We start from the raw sequence: 26,182 nt of genomic DNA, 5'->3' as shown, positions 1-26,182 counted from the left end.
GCCGGGACCCGGTGTCAGCTCGCCGTCGGCCGCCAGGCGGCTTCGGCGGCCAGGACCGTCGGGTGGACGGCGAAGACCTGGTCCAGGCCGACGATACGGAAGATCCGGCTGACGGGACCGGGGACGGCGGCCAGGGCGATGCCCGCACCGGCCGCCAGGGCGTGATTGCGGGCGGCGATGAGCACGGTGATACCGCTGGAGTCGCAGAAGGTGACACCGCCGAGGTCGAGGACGAGCTGCTGGCCCGGACGCAGGTCGAGTCCCGGCAGCGCGGCGCGTACCTCGGGGGCGCTGCAGTGGTCCAGGTCCCCGGCCAGTTCGATGACCGCTCCGGCGGGAGCGGTGCGGGTGCGAAGGGTCAGGCGCTGGGTCACGGCAGCTCTTCACTGGGAGGTCGGGGCACATGGATGGCCAGGACGGCGGTGTCGTCGTCCACACCGCTGCCGAAGGTGTCGAGCAGATCGCGGATCGCGTCGACGGTGTCCGAGGCGGTGGTGGGTGCCAGTGCGCGGGCGAAATCGAGAAGTGCGTCGTCACCGTAGCGGTCCTCGCCGTCGACGGCGTTGACGTGGGCCTCGGTGAGCCCGTCGGTGTGCAGCAGCAAGGTGTCGCCGGGGGTCAGCCGGACGGCGGTGGTGGCTATGTGGGCGTCGGGCAGGACACCGATGAGCTGTCCGCCCGGGGTGGGCAGGTGGTCGGTGGTGCCGTCGGCGCGCATCAGCAGGGCGGGCGGATGCCCGCCACTGGCCAGGGTGATGTGGAAGCCGCCCCGGTCCGGGTCCGGGGTCAGCAGACCGAAGACGACCGTGCAGAAGCGAGGGTCGGCGCCGTTGTACTCATGGTTGAGGACCGTGTTGAGGTTGGCGAGGACGGCGACGGGATCAGGGTCGTACACGGCCGCGGCCCGCAGGGTGTAGCGGGTCAGCGAGGTCACGGCCGCAGCGGCGGCCCCCTTCCCGCACACATCGCCGAGGAAGAGTCCCCAGGTGCCCTCGGCCAGCGGGAACAGGTCGTAGAAGTCGCCGCCGACCTCGTCGGCGGAGGCGATGTGGTAGTACGCGGAGACGTTCAGGCCGGGCACGTCGGCCAGGGCCGGCGGCAGCAGGGTCGTCTGCAGGGTGGCGGCCAGGCGCTGGAGCCGTTCGCGTTCCCGCTCGGCCTCCTCGCGGGCGCGCAGCAGCTCGGTCTCGTAGGCGCGGCGGTCGCGCGCGTCGAAGAGCGTGGTGCGGATCAGCAGCGGCTGCCCGTCCCTGCCGGTGCGCACGGTCGAGGTGACCAGGACCGGCAGCCGGGAGCCGTCTGCGGTTCTCAGCTCCAGGGCGATACCGCTGACCTCGCCCTGCATTCTCAGCAGCGGGGCGAAGTGGGTCTCGTGGTAGAGCCGCCCGCCCACGGTCAGCAGGTCGGAGAAGTGTCTGCGGCCCAGCAGGTCGTTCCGCTCGTAGCCCAGCCAGTCCAGCAGCGTGGTGTTGACCTTCGCGATCGTGCCGTCCAGCAGGGTGGACAGATAGCCGCAGGGCGCGTGCTCGTACAGATCCTCGACGCTGTCCTCCAGGAGCGCGGAGAACTGTGCCCGGTCGTCGGAGGAGCCGAGGCGGACCGTGCCCCAGCCGCTCGCCACCTCGTCTGCCTCGCCCGCCCCGTCCGCCTCGGCGACCCCGTTCCTCTCGTCGCCGGATTCGCCCATCAGACGAGTGCTTCCACGAACGAGGTGATCGCCGCCGTGGTCTCCCGCGGAGCGGCGAGCTGCGGGCAGTGCCCGGTGGCGTCGAGCGTCACCAGCCGGCTCCCGGGGATCCGGGTGTGCACGAACTCACCCACCTCCCGGGGAGCGATCGCGTCGCTGGCGCACTGGGCCACCAGCGTGGGGACCTTCACCAGGGCGAGATCCTCGCGGTTGTCGGACAGGAACGTCACGCGGGCGAAGACCCTGGCGATGTCCGGATCGGTGCGGCAGAAACTGTTGGTCAGCTCCACACCCAGCTCCGGCCGCTCCGGATTGCCCATGATCACCGGGGCCATGGCGCCCGACCAGCCCAGATAGTTCGCGTCCAGCGATTCCAGCAGCTCATCGATGTCCTCGGCGTCGAACCCGCCCCGGTAACCGGTCTCGGGATCGTCGACGAACCGCGGCGAGGGCGCCAGCAGCACGAGCCCGGCGAACGCCTCGGGCTCCCGGACGGCGGCCACCACCCCCATCATCGCGCTCACGGAATGCCCCACGAACGTCACGGGACCGAGCGCCAGCTCCCGGCACAGCTCCAGTACGTCCTCGACGTAGCCGTCGAGCGTCGAGTACCGGTCCGGGCTCCATGCCGACAGATCCGAGTTCCCCGCGCCGACGTGGTCGAAGAGCACGACGGTGAAGTCGCGCTCCAGCGCCGGCACCACCAGACGCCACATGTTCTGGTCGCACCCGAACCCGTGCGCCAGCATCACCACGGGCCCACCGGGCCGTCCGGAGACCGTCACATGGTTCCTGTGCCGCACATCCATACGAAACATCCTCGCAGACCGCAGACGGTCCCCGCGGATCGAGGATCCGCGGGGACCGAGGATCCGCGTGGTACGACTCGGCCCCACGGCCCTCCCCGGCGGGCCCGACGACTTCTCACCGGGACGCGTCTATTCGGTGCGCAGGGCCGTGGCCGTCCGGGCCCTGGCGGCCCAGCCGGCCGGCAGGAGCGCGCCCAGGGCGGCGATGACCAGGCCGCCGAGTACGAGGGGGAGCAGTTGGGCCCCGTGGTGGACGGCGATGACGGACTCGGGGAGGCGGAGCCCCACGCTGTCGCCCATAGCGGGGAGGATCCGGCCGTGCAGGGCCACGCCGAGCGGCACGCCCAGGGCGCCCGCGACCAGGCCGGTCAGGACGACCGAGGTGAGGACCATCGCGACGGTCTGCCGGGGCGTCATGCCGAGTGCCTTGTGGATCCCGATCTCGTGGACGCGCTCGCGTGTGTCGAGCAGGACGCCGTTGAGCACGCCGAGCGCGGCGACGGCGACGAGCATCAGCGTGAGGATCGCGGAGAGCGCGTTGAGCGTGACGACCATGTCGCCGCCGGCGCCGAGCCCGCCGGCCTGCGCGGTGACGCCCAGCGGTGCCAGGTCCTTGTTGAGCGCGTCGACATAGCCGGTCACCTCGGTGCCGGACGTGACCGCGATGTGGTGGCTCGTCTCCGTCAGGTCGGGATGCGCGCCGGTGAGCGTCGATACGTCGGTGAAGACCTGCATGCCGCCGTTGCGCGGGTCGAGGACCTCGCCGACGATCCGGACCGTGACCGGCTCGGCCAGCCCGTCCAGGGTGACGGTGTCGCCGACACGGGCGCCGGTGGCGGCCAGGAAAGGGGTCGGGACCACGGCCTCCCCGGGCGCGCCGCTACCGCGCCCGCCGGTATCGGACCGGTCGGCGGTGCGCCGGTCGGTGCCTGAGCTGTCAGCGGTGCGTGCGTCGGCGCCGGACCTGTCAGCGGTGCGCCCGTCGCTGCCGGACCTGTCGAACCAGTGGCCCGAGACCATCGTGTAGCCGCCCCAGGAGGCGTCGCCGGTGAAGGCGATCACGTCGACGGTGCCGGTCAGGCCGGACACGGACGCCCGTACCGTCGCGGCGCTGTAGTACCTCCCGGTTCCGGCGGTGGCCCCGATGACGGAGGCGACCGAGGCGGGATCCGCCTCGGCCTCGGGCCGCTTCTCGGCGCCGGGGTCCTGTGGGCTTCGGGAGCCCTGCGGGCCTCGGGCACCACCTGGCGGACCCTGTTCGCCGATGTCCGGCAAGGGCGCGGGCACGACCACGTCGGCGACGTCGTGGGACTTCGCCTTCATCACCTCGTCGAGCGAGGCACCCATCCCCACGGTGAACGTGACGGCGACCGTGCCGAACAGGATCGCCGTGCCCATGGCCAGCGCGCGGACGGGCCGCGCGAACGGCCGGGCCAGACCCAGGGCCACCGGCGGCGGCAGCGGCAGCCGGCCGGCGAGACGGACCGCCCACCGGCCGCGCCCGGCCGGAGCGGCATGGCCCGTGGCGAGCGCGTCGACCGTACGCAGCCGGCCGGCCCGCCAGGCACCAGCCCATGCGGTCGCCGCCACCAGCCCGAGCACCCCGGCGGCCACCGTCAGGTCGACCCAGGGGGCGACGGCCAGGGACGAGGTGCCGTAGACGTCCTCGGTCTCGGCCATGACGGGAACGGCGAGCAGATGGCCGGCGACGACTCCGAGGCCCGTGCCGGCGGCGGCCGGGATCAGCGCCTGGCCCACGTACGCCCGTACGACCTGGGCCGGGGTGAACCCGACGGCCTTGAGGATGCCGATGCGGCGCGTCGCCGTACCGACGGCCGACGCGACGATGTTGCCGACGATCAGCACCGACATGACCAGACCCAGGGCTCCGAACGCCAACAGGAACGGGACGTAGACGGCGGTCTCGCGCTCGGCGGTCTCCTTCACGGCGAGCCAGGACCGTTTGCCGAGGACGGCGCCGGACGGCAGCGACCGGGTCACGGCCCTGTCGCCCGCGCTGACCCGCGCGTCGGTGCTCGCGTCGGTGAAGCGGTAGAGCATCTGGTAGCCGCCGCTGGCCGGCGCCGTCAGCGCCGGCATCTGGGACGGGACCACCCAGGCGTCGGCGGTCCGTGTGACCGAGCGGGCCACGCCGACCACCACCAGTTCCGGACCGCCGGGCAGGTCGGGAAAGGCGATCCTCATGCCCAGGGCCGGGACGATCGGGGAGTCGGCGGACAGCGCGATCTCGCCGGAGCGTGTGGGCCACCGCCCGTCGAGCAGCGTCACCTCGTCGACGTCTTCGCCCGGATCGGCCCGGCCTGCCACGGTCAGCGGCCCGCCGGGCCCGGCTCCGTCCGACCGCGGGGTGACCGTCGCCGTACGGAACGGCCCGGCCGCGCCGCTCACTCCGTCGGTGTCCTTGGACTTCGCCAACCGCCCGGCGCTCACCTTGCCCGCGTCGAACCGCACGGACAGATGCGCGCCGTGCTGCCGGGCGAAGGCGTCGTCGAAGGGTGCCCCGGACACCACGAGCAGCGATCCGCCGAGGACGGAAACGGTCACCGCCATCATCGTGGCGAGCCCTGTCACCAGGGTCTGCACCCGGCGGCGTCGCACCCCCGAGCGCACCACCCTGCCGAGGGCGCTCATCGCGCGGTCTCCGAAGCGACGGTCTGCGACGCGACGGTCTCCGAAGCGACGGTCTCCGACGCGACGGTCCGCGAATCGGTGGTTCCCGAAGCGGTGGTTCCCGAAGCGACGGCCTGCAGTGCGGCGGCACCCGTCCCGATGGCACCCGACCGGACGTCCTCGACGATCCGGCCGTCGGCGATCCGGACCGTGCGGCTCGTGCAGGACCGGGCCAGGGCCAGGTCGTGAGTCACCACGACGAGGGTCTGGCCCTCGGCGTTGAGGTCGCCGAGCAGCCTGCTGACGTCCTCTCCGGCTGCCGTGTCCAGCGCCCCGGTCGGCTCGTCGGCCAGGAGCAGCGCCGGCCGGTTCATCAACGCCCGTGCCACCGCGACGCGTTGTCGTTCGCCGCCGGACAGCCGCCCCGGACGGGAGCGGGCGTGCCGGTCGATGCCCAGCAGTTCGAGGAGCTCCGCCGCTCGGTGGTCCGCCTCGCCGCGGGGCGTACCCGCGAGGCGGGCTGGCAGGGCGACGTTGTCGGTGACGGTCAGATCGTCGAGCAGGTTGAAGAACTGGAAGACCATGCCGACCTTCGACCGCCGGTAGAGCGCCGAACCGGCTTCGCCCAGCCCGTCCACCCGCACCCCGTCCACGGTGACGGTCCCCGTGTCGGGCCGGTCCAGGCCCGCGATCAGATTGAGCAGCGTGGACTTGCCGCTGCCGGAAGGGCCGAGGACCGCGACGGCCTCGCCGGGCCGCACGGTCAGCGACACCTCGTGCAGAGCGGGCGGGCCGTCGTCGTAGTGGCGGCTCACCTCCCGCAGTTCGATCACCGGCACGGTCACGACATGCTCCTTGCGTCGGGGAAGTCGGCTGCGTGAACGGTAGGAGCGGGACCGGTCCTTACACATCGCCCGCCCGAACCCCTTGCGGTACCGCGCCGGGACGATGCCCCGGAGGGTCATCCCTGCGATGTAGGCGGGCGATGTATCCGGCGCGGTGGGAATGACCACCGGGACGGACTCCACGCCGCCGCGTGACGGCGACAATGAACCGGTGACGGACACAGGACCGGTGACGGACATGCGTACGGCGCCTGCGCGGCTGTGGGAAGCCGCCCGCCGGGCGGTCCGCGAGGCCGGGCTGCCGAGCGGTCCACCGCTGCGGCTCACCCGACGCGCCTGGCTGTTCGACGTGCTGACGGCCCTGGTACTCGGCATCACCACCGTCTACTACGGCATCGACAACGCCGACAACGTCGTGATCCGCGAGATCGCCCCCGGGGTGGTACGCGTCATTCCGCGTCCGGCCGGCCCCGCGGGCATGGCCTTCATGGTGACCCTCGCGGCCGTCGCCTCGGCCGCCCTGGCGCTGCGCCGCCGCTACCCGCTCGCCGTGCTGTGCGTCGTGACGGCCGCGACCCTGGCGACACCGCAGAGCGTTCTGCGGCTGACCTTCTACGCGTACGTCATCGCCGTCTACAGCGCCGCCGTGTACAGCCCGTACCGGGTGGCGACCCTGGTGGCGCTGCCGGTGTCGGTCGTCCTGGTCGGCACCTCGGGCAACTCGGTGACACCGATCGTCCCCAACGAGTACATCGCGCTGCTGATCCTGGTCCCGATGGCCGTGGCCGCCGTCGGCCTGCGGACCTGGAAACTCCGGACCGACGAGGGCCGCGCCCGGCTCTCCGTCCTGGAACGTGAACAGAGCCGGGCACTGCGGCGGGCGGTCGAGCACGAGCGGGCCAGGATCGCCCGCGAACTGCACGACGTCGTCACGCACAACGTCAGCGTGATGATCATTCAGGCGGGCGCCGCCCGCAAGATCATGCGGACCTCGCCGGAGCAGGCCGGCGAGGCGCTGCTCGCCGTCGAGGCGGGCGGAAGGGCGGCCATGACGGAACTGCGCCATGTCATGGGGCTGCTCACCATGGCCGCCGAGGGTGAGGACGGGAGTGACGGCGAGGGCGGGGGCAGGGGGACGGCCGAAGGCGCGGACCCGGCCGGTGCCGTGGTGGCGGAGCTGGCCCCGCAACCCGGCCTGGACCAGCTGGAGAAGCTGGTCGGACGGGTCCGGGACACCGGGCTGCCCGTCGCCCTGACCGTGACAGGACCGCCCCGTCCCCTCCCGCCCGGTCTCGAACTCGCCGCCTACCGCGTGGTCCAGGAAGCCCTGACCAACACGGTGAAACACGCGTCCGGCGCCACCGCCGCCGTCACCGTCGCATACGGCCCGCAGCGGCTGCGGATCGAAGTCACCGACACCGGCGGACAGCCGGGCACGGGCGCGGCGGCCGGCAGCGGCCGGGGGCTGATCGGTCTGCGGGAGCGCCTCGCCGTGCACGACGGAACGCTGGAGACCGGCCGGCGCCTGACCGGCGGCTACCGTGTGGTGGCCCAGATTCCCCTGGAGACCATCCCCTTGGAGACACCGTGGACGCCGTGACCGAGCCGCTGCGGGTGGTCCTCGCCGACGACCAGACCCTGGTCCGTACGGGATTCCGGCTGATCCTCGGCGCCGACGGCATCGACGTGGTCGCCGAGGCGGTCAACGGAGCCGAGGCGGTCGAAGCGGTCCGCCGCACGCGCCCCGACGTGGTGCTCATGGACGTCCGGATGCCCGAGATGGACGGCCTGGAGGCCACCCGCCGCATCCTCACCGGCGTTCCCGGCGTTCCCGGCGGTTCCGGCGGTTCCGCCGGTTCCGGCAGTTCCGGTGCTACGGACGCCCCCGACGTGCCGCGCGTCATCATCCTGACCACCTTCGACCTCGACCAGTACGTCTACGCGGCGCTGTCCGCGGGGGCCAGCGGCTTCCTCCTCAAGGACGTCACCCCCGAGCAACTGACCGCCGCCATCCGCACGGTCCGCACCGGTGACGCTCTCCTGGCACCCGCCATCACCCGCCGCCTCGTGCAGAGGTTCACGCGACGCGGCAGCGACGCCGCCGCCCTGCACCGCGACCTCGCCCCGCTGACCCCGCGCGAAGTGGAAGTCCTCGGGCTGCTGGCCCAGGGGCTGAGCAACGCCGAACTCGCCGCCCGACTCCATCTGGCGGAGACGACCGTCAAGACGCACGTCGCCCGCATCCTCGCCAAACTCCGGCTCCGCGACCGTGTGCAGGCCGTCATCGTCGCCTACGAGACAGGGCTGGTCAGTGCCGGCGCACACGAGGCGGCCGAGCGGTCCGCCCGACCCACGCGGACCGGCACCCGCTGACGCGGTCCCGGTCCCGGTCCCGGTCGCGGTTCCGGTCCCGGTCCCGGTCGCGGTTCCGGTGGGACGTGGCGCGGAACGCTCAACCGGTGGCGTTCCCGAACCACTTGGGCAGGTGCGCCAGCAGGTCCTGCTGGTCGTCGCCGGCCCACGCCACATGGCCGTCCGGCCGCAACAGCACGGCCGGTACGTCCAGTTGTTCGCTGACGTCGACCACGTGGTCGACCCGGTCCGTCCAGCCCGCCACCGAGAGGCCGCCGGTCCGGTCGAGCAGCAGGCCGCGGCCCTCGTGCATCAGCGAGTAGAGGCGTCCGTGCTTCAGCTCGACGTCCCGCATGCGGCGGCCGAGCAGGTCGTGGCCCTCGCCGAAGTCGTAGCGGACCCCGACCGCGGTGATCATCTCGGTGACGTACCGGTTCACCTCCTCGAAGTCCATCAGCTTCGAGAACAGCTCCCGCAGCGCGACCGCACCCGCACTCGTCCCCAACAGCGTGATCTGCGCCCGGGTGTTGTCGAGCACGCGGGCGCCCACCGGGTGCCGTTCGTCGTGGTAGCTGTCCAGAAGCCCTTCCGGCGCCCAGCCGTCGACCGCGGCGGCCAGCTTCCAGCCGAGGTTGAAGGCGTCCTGTACTCCGAGGTTGAGCCCCTGCCCGCCGGTCGGCGGATGGATGTGCGCCGCGTCGCCCGCCAGCAGCACGCGTCCGACCCGGTAGCGCTCGGCCTGCCGGGTGGCGTCGCCGAACCGGGACAGCCAGCGCGGTGAGTGCACACCGAAGTCGGTGCCCGCCACGTCCCGCAGCCGCTGCCTGAACTCGTCGAGGGTCGGCGCGGTCTCCCGCTCCTCGGCCACCCCGTCGGCGGGCACGATGACGCGGTGCGTTCCGTCGCCGTTGGGGATGGTGCCGAACCGCAGCTGGGTCTTGCGGACCTCCGCGACGACGGCGGCGACCGACGCCGCGTCCGCGGTCAGTTCCATGTCGCCCAGCAGCGTCTCGACCGTGGCGGGCTCGCCGGGGAAGCCGACGCCGAGCAGCTTGCGCACCGCACTGCGCCCGCCGTCGCACCCGACGAGATAGCGGGAACGCAGGCTCGTACCGTCCGCCAGTCCGACGCTCACCCCGTCCTCGTCCTGGCTCAGTCCGGCCACTTCACTGCCGCGCCGGATCTCGGCGCCCAGTTCCACGGCCCGCTCTTCGAGCAGCCGCTCGGTGACCGGCTGCAGCGTGGACAGTCCGTACGGATGGCCGGTGTCCAGCGAGTCCGGCCACGGTTTCATGATGCCGCCGAAGAGCCCGCCGGCCTGGAACTTCTCGCTGACCGCGAGGAAGCGGTCCAGCAGCCCGCGCTGGTCCATCATCTCGACGCTGCGCGTGTGCAGGCCGCGGCCCCGGGTCTCCGCGGTCGGCTCGGTCAGCTTCTCCAGCACCACCACGTGCACACCGTGCAGCCGCAACTCGCCGGCCAGCATCAGGCCGGTCGGTCCCGCGCCCACAACGATCACGTCAATCATCAAAACCCCAACTCAGCGACGTAGAAACCGAGAAGCCGGTCCGGTGGTTTCCGGCTTCGGCCGGTGATTCTGCGCCACGACCGGGGTCTTGCGGCAAGCCCCCCGGTGCGCTATAGCTTGAAGAAGGCAAGGAGCACACGACTCCTTGCCTTCTTCATTGCCCGCGCCGGCAGCGCCCCGGACGGCCGCCGCCTGCGCCGGTTACGGCCGGCGCGCGAGGCGGCCGGGCCACCAGACGGCCGGGCCGATGTCCCGGACGAGGGCCGGGACCAGCAGCGAGCGCACCACGATCGTGTCGAGCAGCACGCCGAAGGCGACGATGAAGGCGATCTGCGCGAGGAACGCGAGCGGGATGACGATCAGGGCCGCGAACGTGGCGGCCAGGACCACCCCCGCGGAGGTGATGACACCGCCGGTGGCGATCAGTCCGCGCAACATGCCCTGCCGCGTGCCCAGTTGCAGTGTCTCCTCCCGTACGCGTGACATCAGGAAGATGTTGTAGTCCACGCCGAGCGCGACGAGGAACACGAACCCGTACAGCGGAACCGAGGCGTCCGTGCCGGAGAAGCCGAAGCCGTGCCGGAACACCAGGCCCGCGATCCCGAGCGTGGCGAGGTAGTTCAGCGCCACGGTGGCCACCAGGATCACCGGCAGCAGGAGGCAGCGCAGCAGGACGACGAGAATCAGCAGGATGATCGCCAGGACGACGGGGATGATCAGGGTCCGGTCGTGCTCCGCGGTGCGCTGAGTGTCGTACTGCTGCGCGGTGTAGCCGCCGACCAGGGCGCCGGTGTCGGCCGTGTGCAGCCGGTCGCGGAGCGCCTGCACGGTGTCCTTCGCCGAGTCGCTGTCCGGCGCGGCGTCCAGGACGGCGTCGATGCGCACCCGGCCGTCCTTGACCAGCGGCTTTCCGTCCGGGCGGCCGGAAGCGGTCACCGCCTGTGCCTCGGCGACGCCCTTCGTCGCGGCCGCGGCGCGCGTGACCTCCGTACGCCGGTCCGCGTCCGCGATGATCACGACCGGCTGGCCGGAGCCGCCGGGGAAGTGCCGGCCCAGGGTCTCCTGGGCCGCGACGGACGGTGCGTCGTTGACGAACAGCTCGTCCAGGGGCACGCCCTTCGACTGCAGGGCGGGGAAGAACGCCGCACCCGCCACGAGCAGCGCGGCGGAGGCCATCCACAGCCGCCGGGGGCGCGTGTCCACCCAGTGGGCGACGCGCCGCCAGATCCCGTGCCCGCCCGTCTCCGCGTCGGCCGAACGGGGCTTGGCCGGCCAGAAGGCCACCTTGCCCATGAGGGCGAGCACCGCGGGCAGGAACGTGAGGGTCGTCAGTACGGCGCACACGATGCCGATCGCTCCGACGGGGCCCAGCGCGCGGTTGTTGGTGAGGTCGCTGAGCAGCAGGGCGAGCAGCCCCAGGGCGACGGTCGCGGCGCTGGCGGTGATCGCGCCGAAGGAGTCGCGCAGTGCCTTCCACGCGGCCTGGAAGCGGTCGTCGCTGCGCGCGAGTTCCTCGCGGAAACGGGCCGTCAGCAGGAGGGCGTAGTCGGTGGCGGCGCCGATCACGAGGATCGAGAGGATGCCCTGCACCTGACCGTCCACACGCACGACGTCGTGGTCGGCGAGCACATAGACGATGGCGCAGGCGATGCCGAGGGCGAAGACGGCGCTGATGATGATCGTGAAGGGCAGCAGCACACTGCGGTAGACCAGCAGCAGGATGAGCAGCACGGCCGCCAGGGCCACTCCCAGCAGGATCCCGTCGATGCCCGCGAAGGCCTCGCCGAGGTCGCCCTGGGTGGCGGCGGGTCCGGCGATCTGGACGCGGGTCCCGGAGACGTCCGCCGCGGCCTGCTCCAGTTCGTCCAGCACCTCGCCCAGCCGCTCCCCGAGATCCGGGCGCAGCGGCACGACGCCCTGGAGTGCGGCTCCGTCCTGTGAGCGCAGGGCCGGTGAGGGCCTGCTTTCGACGCCCTCCACCTCGGCGAGCGACTCCAGGACCCGGGTCGCGGAGTCCTGTTGCGCCGTGGAGACCTTGCCGCCGCCGTCGGCGGTCCAGACGAGGACGGCGGGCAGGGTCTCCCGCTCGGCGAAGGCCTTCTGCTGCTCGATGACCTTGGTGGACTCGGCGTTCTGTGGCAGGAAGGCGGCCTGGTCGTTCGTCGACACGTCGCCGAGCTTGCCCGCGTAGGAGCCGAAGGCTCCGCCGAGACCGAGCCAGACGACGACGAGGACCAGCGGGACCAGCCATCGGGCGGGTCGACGCGCGGTGTTCATTGACTTTCTCAAGAGCTTTCCCAACAGGCGTGGCGCAGGACAGGGACCGGACGGACAGCGGTCGAAAGCAAAGATAGCTCAAAGAGAAAGTATCTCAACCATTGAGAGATATTATCCTTGTCCCATGCAGCCCAACAGTTCGGACAGCCCTGAGGGCCACGCCAGCGATCTCCAGGCCTACGCCGTCCTGCTGCGGGCGCTGAACAGCGAGTTCAACCGGATCGCCCACTCGTTTGCCCAGGCCAACGAGCTGCATGCCACGGACGTCCACGCGCTGGCCGCGATCCTGGACGCCTCGGTGACCGACGGGGAGCCGATGACGCCCTCGCGTCTGCGGGAGCGCCTCGACCTCACCTCCGGGGCCGTCACGGCCTGTCTCGACAGACTCGAACGCGCGGGCCACATCAGCCGCACGCGTGAGAGCGCCGACCGCAGGGTGGTCCACCTCACCTACAACGCGGGCGCCCGGAAGCTCGCCCGCGAGTACTTCAGCCCGCTGGCGCGCAGCACGGAGGCCGCGCGCCGGAAGTTCACCCCCGAGCAGCTGGAGACGATCGCCGAGTTCCTCCACGCCCTCAACAGCGAACTGAGCAACGAGCGCTGACCGGGCGCCCGTTGCCTCAGGGCGCCCGGACCTCGGCCCGCTCGGGGAGCTGTCCGACGACCTTCGCGTCGGTGTTCCTGGGGGCACGGACGGCGAGGAAGCGTCCGTCGGCCTCGGCACGCAGGGGCCCCGAGGCCTTGATGCTGCCGACGGACCTGCTCCCGGCGGCCAGCAGGTACGAGGATCCGGAAGGGGCCCGCCAGTCGACGTCCGCCAGCACGTGCTGGCCGAACCGGCTGCACTCGGCGGTGTTCGCGCGGACACCGGCGGAGCGGGCGGGACCGGTGCCCGGGCCGAGGAAGAGGTACTCCACCCGGCCGGGGCCGCGCCAGGTGTCGGCACGGGCGCACACCCAGGTGGCCCGGCCTGCGCGCTCGGGCAGGTCCTGCTGCGCGAAGATCCAGTGGTTCACCGAGCGCACCCCCTGGCCGCGCATTCCGTCCAGCCGGCAGGCGGTGCGTGCCCAGCCCCGCAGCGCGTCGGGCCCGGTGGCCTCCCGGGGCGGTCGCGGACGCACCCCCGGCTCCGGCGGCGGCATGTAGGTCAGATGGACGGGCGACAGACCGCCGAGGTCGGTGAGCAGGAACGCGTGCTTCTCGACGATGCGCGTCGAGGACCGCAGTTGCACGACGGGCCAGGTACGGCAGTCGCCACCGGCCGACGGCACCGGCAGGGGCTCGGTGAGGCCCGTGCGGGAACGGGACACCTCCCGGGCCGGCGTGTCGGGTGCCAGCAGATCGCGCATGCCCGCCTCGGCGATCCACGGCGCCAGGAGCATCCGTACGGACTCCGGTGTGCGGGAGACGACGACCGCGGCGGCGGTCGTCACGTTCGCGCCGTCGGTGAGGGCGGACACCAGCTCGGGGGTGCCGTCGCCGTCCAGCGGTTCGCTGTAGCGCACGGTGGTCAGGTCGTCGTGCAGGACGACGACCGCGCGTCCGTCGACGTCGTCCGCGAACAGCAGATGCGGCGCCGGGCCGCTGCCCGTGGGCGCCGCTCCGGCCTCCTGCGACCGCCGCCCCCGCCAGGACGGGTCCGACCAGGCCCGCAGGGCGCGCTCCAGCAGTGCCCGGTCGCCGGTCCGCGCTCCGCGGGCGGGCCAGGCCGTGAAGTCGACCCGGGCGGTGTCCGCCCAGACGCCGGCGGGCGTCTGGCGCAGCAGCGCGGTGCCCACTGCCTTCGAGTCCGTCCAATCGCGGCCGCTCTCGGCGGGGACACCGCTGTCGCCCGCGAGGGAGAGGGAAACGGCTCCGACGCACGCGGCCAGCAGGGCGCCGGTCACCGCGGTGCGCACCCGGTGTCTGCGGCGGAGGAGGTCGGTCGGCCGTGCGTGCAGCAGACAGGGGTCGAACTCCGGGGCGAGCAGGGCGGACACGGGCGGGCCGGAGCCGCCTGCCGCCGATGCCGGGCCGGATCCGTCGGCCGTCTCCGCCGTACCCGTGCCGCTGCCGGGGTTCGAGAGCTGAGGGCCGCTCTCGTCGACGAGCCGCCGGGCGGCCCGGAGGGCTTCGCCGGGCTCGGCCACGCCGGTGTCCCGCAGGACGGTGGCCGCTTCGTCCACGGACAGCTTCTCCAGGACGAGCAGCGCGACGGCCGCCCGCACCGGCCAGCCGGCCTGCGCGAGGGCACGGTCCAGCAGCAGTTCCTCGGCGCCCCCCGACTGGGGGAAGACCCGCAGCCCCCACACCGCGGGCAGCGCGGGGCGCCCCGCCCACCGCCCCCGCGACCGGGTGAGCGGACCGCGCCGCGCGTCCTGGGCCATGGCCGCCCGCAGTACGGACGTCCGCAGGACCCCGTACTCGTCCGGGGCCGCGTCCCGGGCGTCGCCCGAGCGGCGCCGGACCGGTATGGCGGGCGCGCGGTGGGGCAGCGCCCGCTGTACGAGGCCATGGGCGGCGAGGACCCGCCGGTGGCGGCCCGGGGAGCGGGGGAGGGTGACGTAGACCAGTCGGACCAGCCGCGCGTAGTGCTCCATGAGCGCGGCTTCCGCGCGCCGCACATCGAGCACACGCAGGTCGCTGTCCGAGGGTGTATGCCAGCGCACAAACATGATCGCTTAGCTCTTTCGGGGGACGGGGAAGATCTGTCAGTACGGTCAAACGAGTGATCTTCGATGCCGTCACCTTGGCCGTCACACTCCGCTGACGTCCCCAGCCCGGCCCGACCGGCGGGCTGCGACGGGAGTTACCTGATGTGACGGGTGATACGGGTGGCGCGGTACAGCACGTACTCCAGCGGACCGCGGCGGAAGAGCCGCGTCCAGACGGTCGCCAGGAGCAGGGCCGCCGTGACGAATGCGAACAGCGCGACCAGGGCAGGGCCGGGCTGCTCCTCCATGCCGACCACGGCGATGGCGAGGATGTGCGCGACATAGGCGGTCAGCGCGATCATGCCGACGGCGGCGACCGGCCGGGCGAGCCGGGTCAGCCGCGGCATCCGGGCGGCGACGGTGACGCAGGCCGCCAGCACGAGCAGCGCCGCACCGGTGTTGCCCAGCACGGAGAACGTGGTCTGGCTGTGGGGCGCGCCCACCAGCAGCCACACGGCCGGGGTCTCGTCGACGGGATAGCCGACGATGTCCGACCACCAGGCCGATGCCGCCCCGCCGCCGTCCGTAGCCGCGGCGATCGTGGTGAAGGCGCCCGGGACGAGGTGCAGAGCCACCCAGGAGCCGCCGTAGCCGAGTACGGCCAGAGCGCCGCCGGTCAGGGCGAGCCGGGTACGGATCCGGGCCTGGGTGAGATCGAGGCGGGCGACCGCCATGCCCGCGATCATGAACGGCATCCAGGTGAGCGCCGGATACGAGCCGGTGAACAGAAGTTCGAGTAAGCCGTCGGTGTCGCTGACGCGCGCCAGCGGATCCGCCGCGATGACCGTGTCGGCCCAGTCGCCGTCGTAGATCGCCTGCTGGATCGCGTACACCAGCACGGGCATGAGCAGGGCGCTCCCGGCGGCGAGCACCGCCAGGGTGCGGGCGCGCAGCCGGTACAGCGGCAGGACGAGCAGGAAGATCAGCCCGTAGAACGAGAGGATGACCTCGACGTCGGTGTCCAGGGCGGTGAGCGCGTAGCCCGCGGCGATCAGGATCAGCGCGCGCAGCACGATCCGGCCCACCGCCTGCCGTCCGGCGCGGCCGGTGTGGGGTCGCGGACGGCCGGTGATGAGAACGAGGGAGAACCCGGCGAGCAGCGCGAACAGGGCGGAGGACCGGCCGCGGGCCAGCTCGGCGAGGAAGCCCACCGGTCCGCCCGCGGTCGGCTCGGGGCCCACATGGGCGGCGTACATGCCGAAGACCGCCAGGCCACGGGCGAGATCGATACCGATGAGCCGGCCGGCCGATGACTTGAGGGGGACGTCGGCCGGCCGGCTCGGCCGCGGGACCGGCGACGGAAGGGCCGGTGCGGAGGCTGCAGTCGCTTCGTGTGTCATGGGTTTAAGGCTGACGCGGCGCACCCGCCCGGGCCCATCCGGCAAGTGGCCGCAGTCGTCCAGCCGACCGGCTGGAAGCCCTCCGTCGCCCAGCCGGAAACGTCACCGAGGGAACCCCGGGGCACCCTCGCGCGTGGTACGAAACCTCAAGCGGTCCACGTCGATAGGGGCGCACGTGATTCGCGTACTGGTGGTCGACGACGAAGCGTTGATCCGCACGGGCTTCGAGCACATCCTCTCCGCGGCCGACGACATCGAGGTGGTCGGCGCCGTCGTCGGCGGCCAGGCGGTCGCGGCTGCACGGCGGTTGACGCCCGATGTGGTGCTGCTGGACATCCGGATGCCGGACGTGGACGGGCTGAGCGTGCTCGCCCAGTTGCGGCTCCTGCCGGCGGCGCCGGTGGTGGCGATGCTCACGACGTTCGACATGGACGAGTACGTGGCCGCCGCCCTGCGCTCGGGAGCCTCCGGGTTCCTGCTCAAGGACACCGACCCCGTGCAACTGCCCGTGCTGGTGCGCACGCTGGCACAGGGCGGAGTCGTGCTGTCCTCCTCCATCACCCGCACCGTCGTGAACGGCTACCTCGCCAACGGCCCCCAGCAGGCCGCCCTGCGCCGCGTCACCCAGCTCACCGGCCGTGAGAAGGCCGTCCTGATCCTCATCGCGGAAGGGCTGCCGAACGCCGCCATCGCCACACAACTGCACCTGAGCACCGGCACGGTCAAGGACCACGTGAGCGCCCTGCTGTCCAAACTGCGGGTGGGCAGCCGGGTCCAGGCCGCCCTGCTGGCCGAACGCGCGGGACTGCTCAAACCGCCGAGCCCTCGGGAGGAGGGGTGAAATCCCGCGCGCACGACGGCGGTCGGGAGCACTCCGCCGCGCATCCGAAGGGCTGGGCGCGGTGCGCCGCGCGCCCACGGCGATGGGTCGCGGCCCGGCGTATCCCGGCCCCCGTCATGGACGCCCTGCTCATCGGTATCTCCCTGCTGGACATCTGGGTGCACGTCGAGGCCGACGATCCCGAGCGCAGAGCCGTCGCGGTACTGGCCGCGGCGGCTCTGTCCCTGCGCCGCCATCTTCCGCTGGTGGCCTTCCTGTGCGCCCTTCCCGCGACCCTGGTCAGCGACGCGGTGTTCGCCACCCTGGCCGCGCTGTACGCCCTCGCCTCGCTGAGCCGGAGCCGGGTGCTCCTGGTGGTCTGCGCGCTGGCGTTCGCCGCCTGCGACATCACCTGGTGGATGTGGCCCTCGCCGACGTTCGCGGACTTCTCCGATCCGTCCGACCTGATCACTGTCACCTACAGCCTGGCCACCGCGGCGGCGCCGGTCTTCCTCGGCCAGCTCGTCCAGGCCCGCCGCGAACTGTCGCTGCGGCTGGCCGAGATCTCCCAGGCGCGCGAGCACGGACGCGAACTGCAGGCCCAGAGCGTGCTGGCCAAGGAACGCGCGCAACTGGCCCGGGAGATGCACGACGTGGTCTCCCACCAGGTCAGTCTGATCGCCGTGCGCGCGGGGGCGCTGCAGGTGGGCAGCCGGGAACCGATGGCGCAGGAGGCCGCGGCCACCATCAGACGGCTGAGCGTGCAGACCCTGGAGGAACTGCGGCACATGGTGAGCGTGCTGCGCGCCGCGGGCAGCCGTCCCACGGAACTGACCCCGCAGCCGTCCCTGGCCGATCTGCAGCGGCTGGTCGACACCAGCGGTATCGAGACCGAGCTGCACACCGACCTGCCGGACGCCCTGCCCGCGACCATCCAGCGCGCCGTCTACCGCACCGTGCAGGAGGCCCTCACCAATGTCCGCAAGCACGCTCCCGGCGCGAAGGCCGCCGTCCGTATACGGCTGGCCGAGGGGACTGTCCGGGCCGCCGTCACCAACACCGCGCCCACCCGGCCCGCCCTGCTGCTGCCCGGCGCCCACCACGGCCTGGCTGGCCTGCGCCAGAGAGCCGAGCTGCTGGGCGGCACCGTCATCGCGGGACCCGCCCCCGACGGCGGCTACGAACTCCATCTGTGCCTGCCGCTGCAGCAGACGCGGTGAGGGTGCGGCGGCCACTCCTGGACGGCCAATACCGGACGGGCAAGTACCGGACGGCCTAGTACCGGACGGCCAAGTTCCGGACGAGCAAGTTCCGGACGAGCAAATCCCGGTGGGCCACTCTCAGGCGGTCGCTCTCAGCGGAAGTTCACATCGCTGCACATGAAGAACGTCTGGTCCATGTGCGACGCCTGCCAGATCGTGTAGACGACGTGGCGGCCGCTGAGGCCCGAAGTGCTCACGTCGACGGCGTAGTTCTGGCTGGGGGCGTACTTGCCCGTCCGGGCGACCAGTTGCATATCGTCCCAGGTCAGGGGCTGGGTGGCGGGGTCGAGGCCCTGGCGGGTGACATAGACCAGGATGTAGTCGGCACCGTGGTTGGCCTGGTCGTACAGCTTCACGGTGAAGTTGCCGGCGATGTCCGTCGTCTTCCAGGCGCCCACGGCGTCGAGGGAGTTGTAGCGGCCGCTCTCGGTGTGGCCTGCGCTGCACAGCTGCCCGTCGGGGATCACCGCCTCGAAGTTCCCGGCCGAGCCGTTGCGGTAGAGGCCGTTCCAGTTCCACATGGCGTTCGGGTTGTCCTGCCACGCCTGCCAGCACATGGGGTCCTCCTGTGCCATGGCGGGGTTCTGGAAGTCGCTTCCCCAGCGGAGCCAGCAGCCGTAGTTGCGGGACGCCGGGTCGACCACCGAACCGTGGGCGTGGGCCGGGGCGCTCCAGGGGATCAGGCAGAGCAGCACGGCGGCGAGCAGGCTCAGGATGAGGGTCGCCCGCGAGGGTGTGACGCGATCATGACAAGTCAAGGTGTGCTCCTTCCGGATGGCTCTTCTCTTGGTGTGTACGGGGCGTGGGAGCGCTCCCGCGCCACCCAGGCTCGGCGTGACGAAACGGAATGGCAACACTCGATTGCGCCAGATTCACGCCCGGGCCGCGGCGCGGAGCGCTGCCGCCACCCGCGTGACGGGGTCGGCCGGCGGGTGCGGAAGGCGGGCCAGCAGCAGACGCCGCTGCTCCTGGGGCCCGCCGCGCACGGGCAGGACGCGTACCCCCGGCGGTGCGGCCGTGGCGAGTGAGGCGGGCACCGTGGTCAGTCCGCAGCCGGCGGCGACGAGCCGGAGTTTCGCCAGCCAGTCGCGGGCCGTGTGGGCGATGTCGGGACGCTCGTCCAGGCCGGGCCACACGCCCAGCAGCAGGTCCCCTCCGGCGGCGGAGCCTGCGATCCAGCGCTGCCCGCGCAGCGCGGTCACGTCGATGTGGTCGCCGCGAGCCAGCGGATGGGCGGCGGGCACCGCGAGGCACAGCGCGCGTTCCGTGAGCGTCTCCAGCGCCAGCGGCGGCGACTCCGCGTCCGGCGGGCGGAACGGCGGGGCCGCCGCCAGCAGCGCCAGATCCAGGCTGCCTGCCCGCAGGGCGCGTACCAGCGCCGGGGTACCGCCCTCCCGGCTGACGACGTGGAGGCCGGGGTCGGTGCGGCGCAGTTCCGCCAGTGCTTCGGGCAGCAGCACCGCTCCCGCGCTGGGAAACCAGCCCAGCCGGACGGTCCCCGCCTGTCCGGGCAGGCCGGACAGCTCACGCGCCGTCGCGTCGATCTCGTCGAGCACGACCGTCGCACGGCGCAGGACGACATGACCTGCCGCGGTCAGCCGCACCCCGTCGCGCCGCCGCTCCAGCAACTCCGTACCCGCCGCCCGTTCGATGGAGGCGATCTGCCGGGAGACGGCGGACTGGGTGTAGCCGAGCGACACCGCCGCCGCGGTGAAGGTCCCCTGCTCCGCCACCGCGCGGAGGACGCGCAACGCGGTCAGTGACACCTGCGTGAAGTCCATGAGGACTACGCATACCAGGTGTGCGTGACTCTCGTTGGACGCATGCCGCGGACCTTCCTAGCGTGGCCCCATGACAGGTTCACGCATCGCCCTCGTCACGGGGGCCAACCAAGGGCTCGGCCGCGCTCTCGTCGAAGGGCTCGCGGCCCGCCTGGACCCGCAGGACGTGGTCCTGCTCACCGGGCGCGATCACCGGCGCGTCGAGGAAGCCGCCCGCGAGGTGGCGGGGGCGGCCGGTACGCGCAGCCGGGTGGAGGGCCGGGTGCTGGACGTCTCCGACCGCGAGGCCGTCGCACGCCTCGCGGACGAACTGCGGACCCGGCACGGCGGCGTCGACATCGTCGTCTCCAACGCCATCGCCCGGCTGCTGCCCGAGGACTCCCAGGCCGAGCGGGCCGACGAGTTCATCGACGTCTCCAACACCGCCACCCACGCGATCCTGCGCTCGTTCGGGCCCGTCCTGCGCCCCGGCGGCCGGCTGCTCGTCGTGGCCAGCACCCTGGGCACCCTCGGTCATCTGGACCCGCGGCTGCACCACCTCTTCGACGGCGCGAGCCTCGACGAGGTCGAGCACGCCGTCGAGTCCTGGCGCGAAGCCGTCCACGCCGGAACCGCCGAAGAGGCGGGCTGGCCGCGCTGGCTGAACGTGCCGTCCAAAGTGGCCCAGGTCGCCGCCGTCCGCGCGGTCGCCGCCGAACGCCGCCGGAACGATCTCGCCGACGGGACCCTGATCGCCTCCGTGTGCCCCGGCATGGTCGACACCGCCACCTCGCGCCCCTGGTTCAGCGACTACAGCCATGCCCAGTCGCCGTCCCGGGCCGCCCGCGCGGTGCTCAACCTGGTCCTCGCGGACCACGTCGAGCCCGACCACTACGGCGAACTGGTCCGCTTCGGCAAGACCCTGCCGTGGTACAGCGGCACACCTCCGACGGAGCAGGACCGGATCCTCACGCCCTGAACGAATCGAAGGGACGAGCCATGGGCTCGGGAGCGAGCCCGCCCCGTCAGGGGCGCGGGGAACGGCGCGCTCGGCCCCCGCCGGACCCGCACCCGCCCGACGCCGCAGGGCCCCGCGGCGAAGGCCGCTTTCAGGGGCGCGGGGAACGGCGCGCTCAGCCCCCACCGGACCCGCACCCGACGCGCAGCCTCCGTGGGCGGTGAGCTCGGCCGCTCGGAGCGCGACGGCGGCGCGACGGCGACGCGTCCGCGGCGCGACGGCCCGGCGAGGTCAGTCCGCCACCGTCCACGGCGACCCGTACTTCCGCGCCAGCGGTGCGGTCTCCTCGGCCGACAGCAGCCGCGGAGCGCGTTCGCCGAGCGCGAGGAGCAGCGCGGAGACCTCCTCCAGCTCCACCGCCGACTCCACCGCCAGGGACATCGAGCGGCCCGCGACGACCGGGCCGTGGTTCTGCAGCAGGGCCGCCCGGAAGGGGAACGGCAGGGACTCCATCAGGTCGGCCTGCCCGCTGTCGCCGGGCGCGGCGTAGGGCAGCAGGGGAGTCTGGCCGACGCGCATGACGAAGTACGGCGTCAGCGGGGGTATGGCGCTGTGCTCGTGCCAGGCGGGCAGGCACGACACGGCCGCCGCGTGGCGGGAGTGCAGATGGACGACGGCCCGGGCGGACGCGTCGCGCCGGTAGAACGCGGTGTGCAGCGGGAACTCCTTGGACGGCTTCGGCCCGTCGAGGTGTGCTCCCGACAGATCGAGGACGCTGAGCGCGTCGGGATCGACGCGGGACAGGTCCGTACCGGTGGGAGTGAGATAGATCCGGGAGTCCTCGCGGACGCTCAGGTTGCCGGAGGAACCGGGGCTGAGGCCGAGCGCGGCGAGGTGGGCGCCCGCCGCCGCGAGTTCGGTCCGCGGGTCGTTCGGTCGCGGGTCGTTCATACGAGCGCGCTCCAAGCCTCGGTGAAGATGTCCGGGGCACCGAAGTTGCCCGACTTGAGGGCCACGTCGACGAACCGGCCGTCCTCGGTGCGGCCGTTGCCGCCGTGCCCGTCGTCCTGGGCAGGCACAGTCACCTGGGCGCGGGCCCAGGTGACGCCCGGCGCGATGGGGGACCCGATGGTGAGCGTGCGCACGCCGAGCGCGGTGACCACCGAGCCGGACGTCTCCCCGCCCGCGACGAGCAGCCGTCGTGCGCCGGCCGCGACCAGGCGCGAAGCACAGGCGGCCAGCGCCTTCTCCACCAGCGCCGACGCGGCGGGGGAGTCGTCCAGGTCGCTCAGGTCGCCGACGGCGTACAGAAGGGGCGGTCGCTGCGGGTCCTGCTCCCAGCACGCGCGGGCGAACGCGACCAGCCCGTCGACAGCGCTCCCGAAGTCGGCCCGCAGCGCGGCGAGGTCGAGCTTGCGGTGCGGCAGGTGCGCGCGGCCGTGCGCCACCTGGGCGCGGGTGGCCGAGGACGCGCTGCCGCAGAGCACGACGGCCGGATCGCCGGGACGCGAGACGGCTGCCACGCGTGCGGCCCCCGGCCGCGGACCGGTCAGGCCGAGCGCGAGCCCCGCGGCGCCGGTGACGAGCGGGTGGTGTGCGGTGGCCGCCGAGATGGTGCGCAGATCCTCGTCCTCGGTGGCGTCCACCACGACGAGCGCGTCGGCGAGGGAGGGGTCGTCCAGCGCCGCCGCGAGCGCCGCCGCCCCGGCCCGTACGGTGTCCAGGCCCACGAGCCGTACCGGATGTGTGGTCTGTGGTGTCAGCAGCCGTCCCACGTGCGCGTCGCGCATCGGGGTCAGCGGATGGTGGCGCATCGGGCTCTCGTCGAGAAGCTCGTCGTGGACGAAGAGCCTGCCGCGGTAGACGGTCCGGCCGGTGGCCGGGAACGACGGCACGACGACGGCACGCCGCTCCCCGATCTCCTCCAGCAGGGCGTCGGCCACGGGACCGATGTTGCCCCGCGCCGTCGAGTCGAACGTGGAGCAGTACTTGAAGTAGAAGCGCCGGCAGCCGGCCGCCCGCAGGGCGCGCAGCGCGGCGAGCGAGGAGTCCACGGCTTCGGCGACCGGGGCTGTACGCGATTTGAGCGCAATGACGACCGCGTCCGCGTCGTCCACCGCGGTGCGCCCGGGTTCGTCGGCGATGCTGTCGGAGCCGACGGCCACCACGGTGCGGTAGCCGCGGGCGACCAGCATCGTGGCGAGATCCGTTGCTCCGGTGAAGTCGTCTGCGATGGCCCCGAGGGTCGGCATCAGGCTCCTAGGGATGGGTGGGCGGGTGCCCTGTCGACGCGACCGGGGGCCGTGACCAGGGCTTGTGAAAAAATGTTAACAGACTTTACGTGGGTGGGATCTGCTGATACATCTTGTTAACGAGCAGCGCATCGCGCTCGTCATCCAGGAGGGTCCATGAACTTGCACCATCTGTTCGCCGGCACCGGCAGCCGGACCGTGCGCTACGCACTGTCCGGAGCGGGCGGCGGCTTCGCCCGGACCCTGCTGGCGCAGACGCCCCGCATCCCCGGGCTGGACCCCGCCGTCCTGTGCGACCGCGACGTACCCCGGCTGCACGCGATGCTCCTGGACCTCGGCTACAGCGCATCCGACCTCGACGTCTGCACCACGGCCGACGAGGTGGCCGCCGCCGCGCAGGCCGGACACATCGCCCTCGTCCAGGGCGGCTCACTGCTGTCCGCCGCGCCCTGGGACATTCTCGTCGAGGCCACCGGCAGCCCCGCCGACGGCTACGCGATGGCACGCGAGGCGCTCACCGACGGCCGGCACGTCGCCATGGTCAGCAAGGAGGTCGACTCCGTCGCGGGACTCCACCTCGCCGACCTCGCGAAGGACAACGGTGTCGTCTACACGACCGCGGACGGCGACCAGCCCGCCAACCTCATCGGCCTCGTGACCTGGGCCGAACTGCTCGGCCTCGACATCGTGGCCATCGGCAAGTCCAGCGAGTACGACCTCGTCCTCGACCCCGACCGGGGTACGGTCACCCAGCTCGACACCACCGTCCCCGCACCGGAACTCGCCGCGCTCCTCTCCCTCGGCGACGACGTGCGTGCCACCCTCGCCGCCCGCGCGGCGGCCGTGTCCGCACTGCCGGTCGGCGCCACCGCCGACTACTGCGAGATGGCCGTCGTCGCCACGAACACCGGTTTCCGGCCCGACGTCGAGCGCCTGCACTACCCGGTCGCCCGCATCGCGGAACTCGCCGACGTCTACGCCCTGCGCGAGGACGGCGGACTCCTCCACCGCGCCGGAGCCGTCGACGTGTTCAGCGCGCTGCGGCTGCCCGACGAGGCGTCCTTCGCCGGCGGCGTGTTCGTCGTGGTCCGCACCGGCGACCAGGTCACCTGGGAAACCCTGCGGGGCAAGGGACACGTCGTCAGCCGCGACGGCCGCTACGCCGCGATCTACCTGCCGTACCACCTCATGGGCGTCGAGACCCCGGTCTCCCTGCTCTCCGCGGTCCTGCACAGCCGCCCCTCCGGAGGCGTCGACCCGCGCGCCCACGCGGCCCTCGCCGGCCGTGCCCAGCAGGACCTGCCCGCCGGGACCGTCCTGGCCATGGGCGGCCACCACCACGACGTGACCGACGTCCAGGCCGTACTGCTGCGCGACGAGGACACCCCCGCCGACGTGGCCCCGCTCTACCTCGCCGCCCACTGCACGCTCGCCCGCCCGGTCGCCGCCGGTGACCTCATCCGGCTGGCCGACCTCGCCGACGCCGACGAGGACCTGCTGGCGGCCTGGACCCTGGGCCGCGCCTCCCGCGCCACCGACACCTCTGCCTCTGCCTCTGCCTCTGCCTCTGCCGGGAGGGTCGGCTGATGGACACCGACATCCAGCATCTGCTCCTCGGCGCGGCGGCCGTCGCCGTCCTGATCGTTCTGATCACCAAGGCCAAGCTGCACCCCTTCCTGGCGCTGAGCATCTCCGCGCTCGGCCTCGGGCTCGCCGCCGGGATCGGCCCCGGCAAGACCGTCGAGTTCTTCCAGACCGGCTTCGGCGACGCGCTCAAGAGCACCGGCCCCACCATCGGCCTCGGCACCATCCTCGGCGGCATCCTGCTGGGCTCCGGCGGCGCCGACCGCATCGCGACCGTGTTCATCGGAGCGCGGCCGGTCAAGTGGATCCCCACCGCGATCACCGCGGCGGCCCTCCTCATCGGCATGCCGCACCTGTTCGACGTCAGCTTCGTGATGCTCGTACCGCTGGTGTACGCGGTCGCCAAGCGCACCGGCACCCACCTGCTGTACGTCGGACTGCCGATGGCGGCCGGCCTCTACATCTCGCACGGCCTGCTGCCCCCGCATCCCTCGCCGACCCTCGCCGTCTCCGCCTACAGCGCCAACACCGGCCTGACCATCATGTACGGCCTGATCATCGGCATCCCGATCGCCGTCATCAGCGGGCCGCTGCTCACCAAGGTCGCCAGCCGCTGGTTCGGGCCCGCCCCCGACCTCGACAAGGGCCCCGTACCCGAACCCGAACCGCTGCCCGAGAACCAGCGCAGGCCCGCGTCCTTCACCCTGGCGCTGATCACGGTGCTCCTGCCGCCGGTCCTCATGCTGATCGGCACGGTCGGCACCTCCCACACGGCCGAGGGCTCCCTGCCCTACGCGTTCTTCGAGGCCTGCGACTCCTCCGTGCTGTCCCTGCTGGCAGCCGTCGTGTTCGCGTTCTTCGCCCTGGGCGTCCGCTCCGGCTTCGGCCTCGGACAACTCCAGAAGATGGCGGGCAAGGGCCTCGGACCCGTCGGCGGCATCGTCCTGATCCTCGGCGCGGGCGGCGGCCTCAAGGCCATGCTGACCGCCACCGGTATCGACAAGCTCATCTCGGACTACGCCGTGGACTGGTCGATACCCCCGCTGCTGCTCGCCTGGCTCGTCGCCGCGCTGCTGCGGATCTGCCTGGGCTCGGCGACGGTCGCGACCGCCGCGGCCACCGGTATCGTCGCGCCGCTGCTCGGGGCGTATCCGGGGCTCTCTCCCGAACTGATGGTGCTGGCCAGCGCTTCCGGCGCCGTGATGCTGTCCCATGTGAACGACTCGGGCTTCTGGCTCTTCAAGGAGTACTTCCAGCTCTCGGTGTCCCAGACCTTCCGGACCTGGACACTGATGCTCTCCCTGCAGTCACTGCTCAGCCTGGGTGGAGTATTGCTCCTGAGCACGTTCGTCGGCAGCTGACGGGCGCGCCGGTGAGACCAGTC

At 72.5% G+C, this 26,182-nt stretch carries 21 protein-coding genes; 8 read left to right on the top strand and 13 right to left on the bottom strand.

What is annotated here, in order from left to right:
- Nucleotides 1–14: 14 nt before the first annotated feature.
- The 5 genes from ACFWGJ_RS10215 to ACFWGJ_RS10195 form a co-directional block, all read right to left on the bottom strand.
- Nucleotides 15–374 carry an STAS domain-containing protein gene (locus tag ACFWGJ_RS10215; protein ID WP_387322358.1) on the bottom strand — a complete coding sequence of 120 codons (360 nt, stop codon included), beginning with the start codon at nucleotides 372–374 and terminating at the stop codon, nucleotides 15–17.
- Entirely contained in the window at nucleotides 371–1,687 is a 1,317-nt protein-coding gene (locus ACFWGJ_RS10210) for a PP2C family protein-serine/threonine phosphatase (RefSeq protein WP_387322357.1), read from the bottom strand. Before ACFWGJ_RS10210 ends, ACFWGJ_RS10215 begins: the two co-directional genes overlap by 4 nt.
- Nucleotides 1,687–2,496 (bottom strand): alpha/beta fold hydrolase, encoded by an 810-nt coding sequence (locus ACFWGJ_RS10205; RefSeq protein ID WP_387322356.1) that lies wholly within the window; start codon nucleotides 2,494–2,496, stop codon nucleotides 1,687–1,689. The genes ACFWGJ_RS10210 and ACFWGJ_RS10205 overlap by 1 nt, the downstream gene beginning before the upstream one ends.
- A 129-nt stretch (nucleotides 2,497–2,625) precedes the next feature.
- Nucleotides 2,626–5,148, bottom strand: a complete 2,523-nt coding sequence (locus ACFWGJ_RS10200) for an ABC transporter permease (RefSeq protein WP_387322354.1) — start codon at nucleotides 5,146–5,148, stop codon at nucleotides 2,626–2,628.
- Entirely contained in the window at nucleotides 5,145–5,972 is an 828-nt protein-coding gene (locus ACFWGJ_RS10195) for an ABC transporter ATP-binding protein (RefSeq protein ID WP_387322353.1), read from the bottom strand. Before ACFWGJ_RS10195 ends, ACFWGJ_RS10200 begins: the two co-directional genes overlap by 4 nt.
- A gap of 238 nt (nucleotides 5,973–6,210) precedes the next feature.
- Here ACFWGJ_RS10195 and ACFWGJ_RS10190 point away from each other — a divergent pair, with 238 nt between their 5' ends.
- Nucleotides 6,211–7,572, top strand: coding sequence for a sensor histidine kinase (locus ACFWGJ_RS10190; protein WP_387322360.1), 1,362 nt, complete (start codon nucleotides 6,211–6,213; stop codon nucleotides 7,570–7,572).
- On the top strand, nucleotides 7,569–8,345 hold the full coding sequence (locus ACFWGJ_RS10185; RefSeq protein ID WP_387322351.1) for a response regulator: 777 nt from the start codon (nucleotides 7,569–7,571) through the stop codon (nucleotides 8,343–8,345). The genes ACFWGJ_RS10190 and ACFWGJ_RS10185 overlap by 4 nt, the downstream gene beginning before the upstream one ends.
- A 79-nt stretch (nucleotides 8,346–8,424) precedes the next feature.
- Here ACFWGJ_RS10185 and rox read toward each other — a convergent pair whose 3' ends face one another.
- Together rox and ACFWGJ_RS10175 are read right to left on the bottom strand one after the other, a co-directional pair.
- On the bottom strand, nucleotides 8,425–9,852 hold the full coding sequence (gene rox / locus ACFWGJ_RS10180) for a rifampin monooxygenase (RefSeq protein WP_387322350.1): 1,428 nt from the start codon (nucleotides 9,850–9,852) through the stop codon (nucleotides 8,425–8,427).
- A 201-nt stretch (nucleotides 9,853–10,053) separates the two neighbouring features.
- Complete coding sequence (locus tag ACFWGJ_RS10175; RefSeq protein ID WP_387322349.1) at nucleotides 10,054–12,129, bottom strand: MMPL family transporter; 2,076 nt, start codon at nucleotides 12,127–12,129, stop codon at nucleotides 10,054–10,056.
- A gap of 124 nt (nucleotides 12,130–12,253) precedes the next feature.
- Here ACFWGJ_RS10175 and ACFWGJ_RS10170 point away from each other — a divergent pair, with 124 nt between their 5' ends.
- On the top strand, nucleotides 12,254–12,733 hold the full coding sequence (locus tag ACFWGJ_RS10170; protein WP_387322348.1) for a MarR family winged helix-turn-helix transcriptional regulator: 480 nt from the start codon (nucleotides 12,254–12,256) through the stop codon (nucleotides 12,731–12,733).
- Between the two features lie 16 nt (nucleotides 12,734–12,749).
- Here the strand turns inward: ACFWGJ_RS10170 and ACFWGJ_RS10165 are convergent, their stop codons facing one another.
- Nucleotides 12,750–14,783 (bottom strand): hypothetical protein, encoded by a 2,034-nt coding sequence (locus tag ACFWGJ_RS10165; protein ID WP_387322346.1) that lies wholly within the window; start codon nucleotides 14,781–14,783, stop codon nucleotides 12,750–12,752.
- A 134-nt stretch (nucleotides 14,784–14,917) separates the two neighbouring features.
- The gene (locus ACFWGJ_RS10160; RefSeq protein WP_387322344.1) at nucleotides 14,918–16,162 is read right to left on the bottom strand and encodes a DUF418 domain-containing protein; all 1,245 of its coding nucleotides are present in this window, start codon (nucleotides 16,160–16,162) and stop codon (nucleotides 14,918–14,920) included.
- A 175-nt stretch (nucleotides 16,163–16,337) separates the two neighbouring features.
- Between ACFWGJ_RS10160 and ACFWGJ_RS10155 the strand changes: the two genes are divergently transcribed.
- Nucleotides 16,338–17,003, top strand: coding sequence for a response regulator (locus ACFWGJ_RS10155; RefSeq protein WP_387322343.1), 666 nt, complete (start codon nucleotides 16,338–16,340; stop codon nucleotides 17,001–17,003).
- A gap of 116 nt (nucleotides 17,004–17,119) precedes the next feature.
- Nucleotides 17,120–18,202: a sensor histidine kinase gene (locus ACFWGJ_RS10150; protein WP_387322359.1), complete on the top strand. Its 1,083-nt coding sequence runs from the start codon at nucleotides 17,120–17,122 to the stop codon at nucleotides 18,200–18,202.
- A 134-nt stretch (nucleotides 18,203–18,336) separates the two neighbouring features.
- Here the strand turns inward: ACFWGJ_RS10150 and ACFWGJ_RS10145 are convergent, their stop codons facing one another.
- Both ACFWGJ_RS10145 and ACFWGJ_RS10140 read right to left on the bottom strand, forming a co-directional pair.
- Nucleotides 18,337–19,002: a lytic polysaccharide monooxygenase gene (locus tag ACFWGJ_RS10145; RefSeq protein ID WP_387322341.1), complete on the bottom strand. Its 666-nt coding sequence runs from the start codon at nucleotides 19,000–19,002 to the stop codon at nucleotides 18,337–18,339.
- A gap of 114 nt (nucleotides 19,003–19,116) precedes the next feature.
- On the bottom strand, nucleotides 19,117–20,025 hold the full coding sequence (locus tag ACFWGJ_RS10140; RefSeq protein ID WP_387322340.1) for a LysR family transcriptional regulator: 909 nt from the start codon (nucleotides 20,023–20,025) through the stop codon (nucleotides 19,117–19,119).
- A 70-nt stretch (nucleotides 20,026–20,095) separates the two neighbouring features.
- Here ACFWGJ_RS10140 and ACFWGJ_RS10135 point away from each other — a divergent pair, with 70 nt between their 5' ends.
- Nucleotides 20,096–20,983 (top strand): SDR family NAD(P)-dependent oxidoreductase, encoded by an 888-nt coding sequence (locus ACFWGJ_RS10135; RefSeq protein ID WP_387322339.1) that lies wholly within the window; start codon nucleotides 20,096–20,098, stop codon nucleotides 20,981–20,983.
- Nucleotides 20,984–21,253: 270 nt separating this feature from the next.
- Here ACFWGJ_RS10135 and ACFWGJ_RS10130 read toward each other — a convergent pair whose 3' ends face one another.
- Nucleotides 21,254–21,913 carry a class II aldolase/adducin family protein gene (locus ACFWGJ_RS10130; protein WP_387322338.1) on the bottom strand — a complete coding sequence of 220 codons (660 nt, stop codon included), beginning with the start codon at nucleotides 21,911–21,913 and terminating at the stop codon, nucleotides 21,254–21,256.
- Entirely contained in the window at nucleotides 21,910–23,214 is a 1,305-nt protein-coding gene (otnK, locus tag ACFWGJ_RS10125; RefSeq protein WP_387322337.1) for a 3-oxo-tetronate kinase, read from the bottom strand. Before otnK ends, ACFWGJ_RS10130 begins: the two co-directional genes overlap by 4 nt.
- Nucleotides 23,215–23,370: 156 nt before the next feature.
- Here otnK and ACFWGJ_RS10120 point away from each other — a divergent pair, with 156 nt between their 5' ends.
- On the top strand, nucleotides 23,371–24,801 hold the full coding sequence (locus ACFWGJ_RS10120) for a homoserine dehydrogenase (RefSeq protein ID WP_387322335.1): 1,431 nt from the start codon (nucleotides 23,371–23,373) through the stop codon (nucleotides 24,799–24,801).
- Nucleotides 24,801–26,159, top strand: coding sequence for a gluconate:H+ symporter (locus tag ACFWGJ_RS10115; RefSeq protein WP_387322334.1), 1,359 nt, complete (start codon nucleotides 24,801–24,803; stop codon nucleotides 26,157–26,159). The genes ACFWGJ_RS10120 and ACFWGJ_RS10115 overlap by 1 nt, the downstream gene beginning before the upstream one ends.
- Nucleotides 26,160–26,182: the final 23 nt, after the last annotated feature.

Source organism: Streptomyces sp. NPDC060205 (assembly GCF_042728395.1).
Taxonomy (GTDB): domain Bacteria; phylum Actinomycetota; class Actinomycetes; order Streptomycetales; family Streptomycetaceae; genus Streptomyces.
This window is presented reverse-complemented; position numbering and strand designations above follow the sequence as displayed.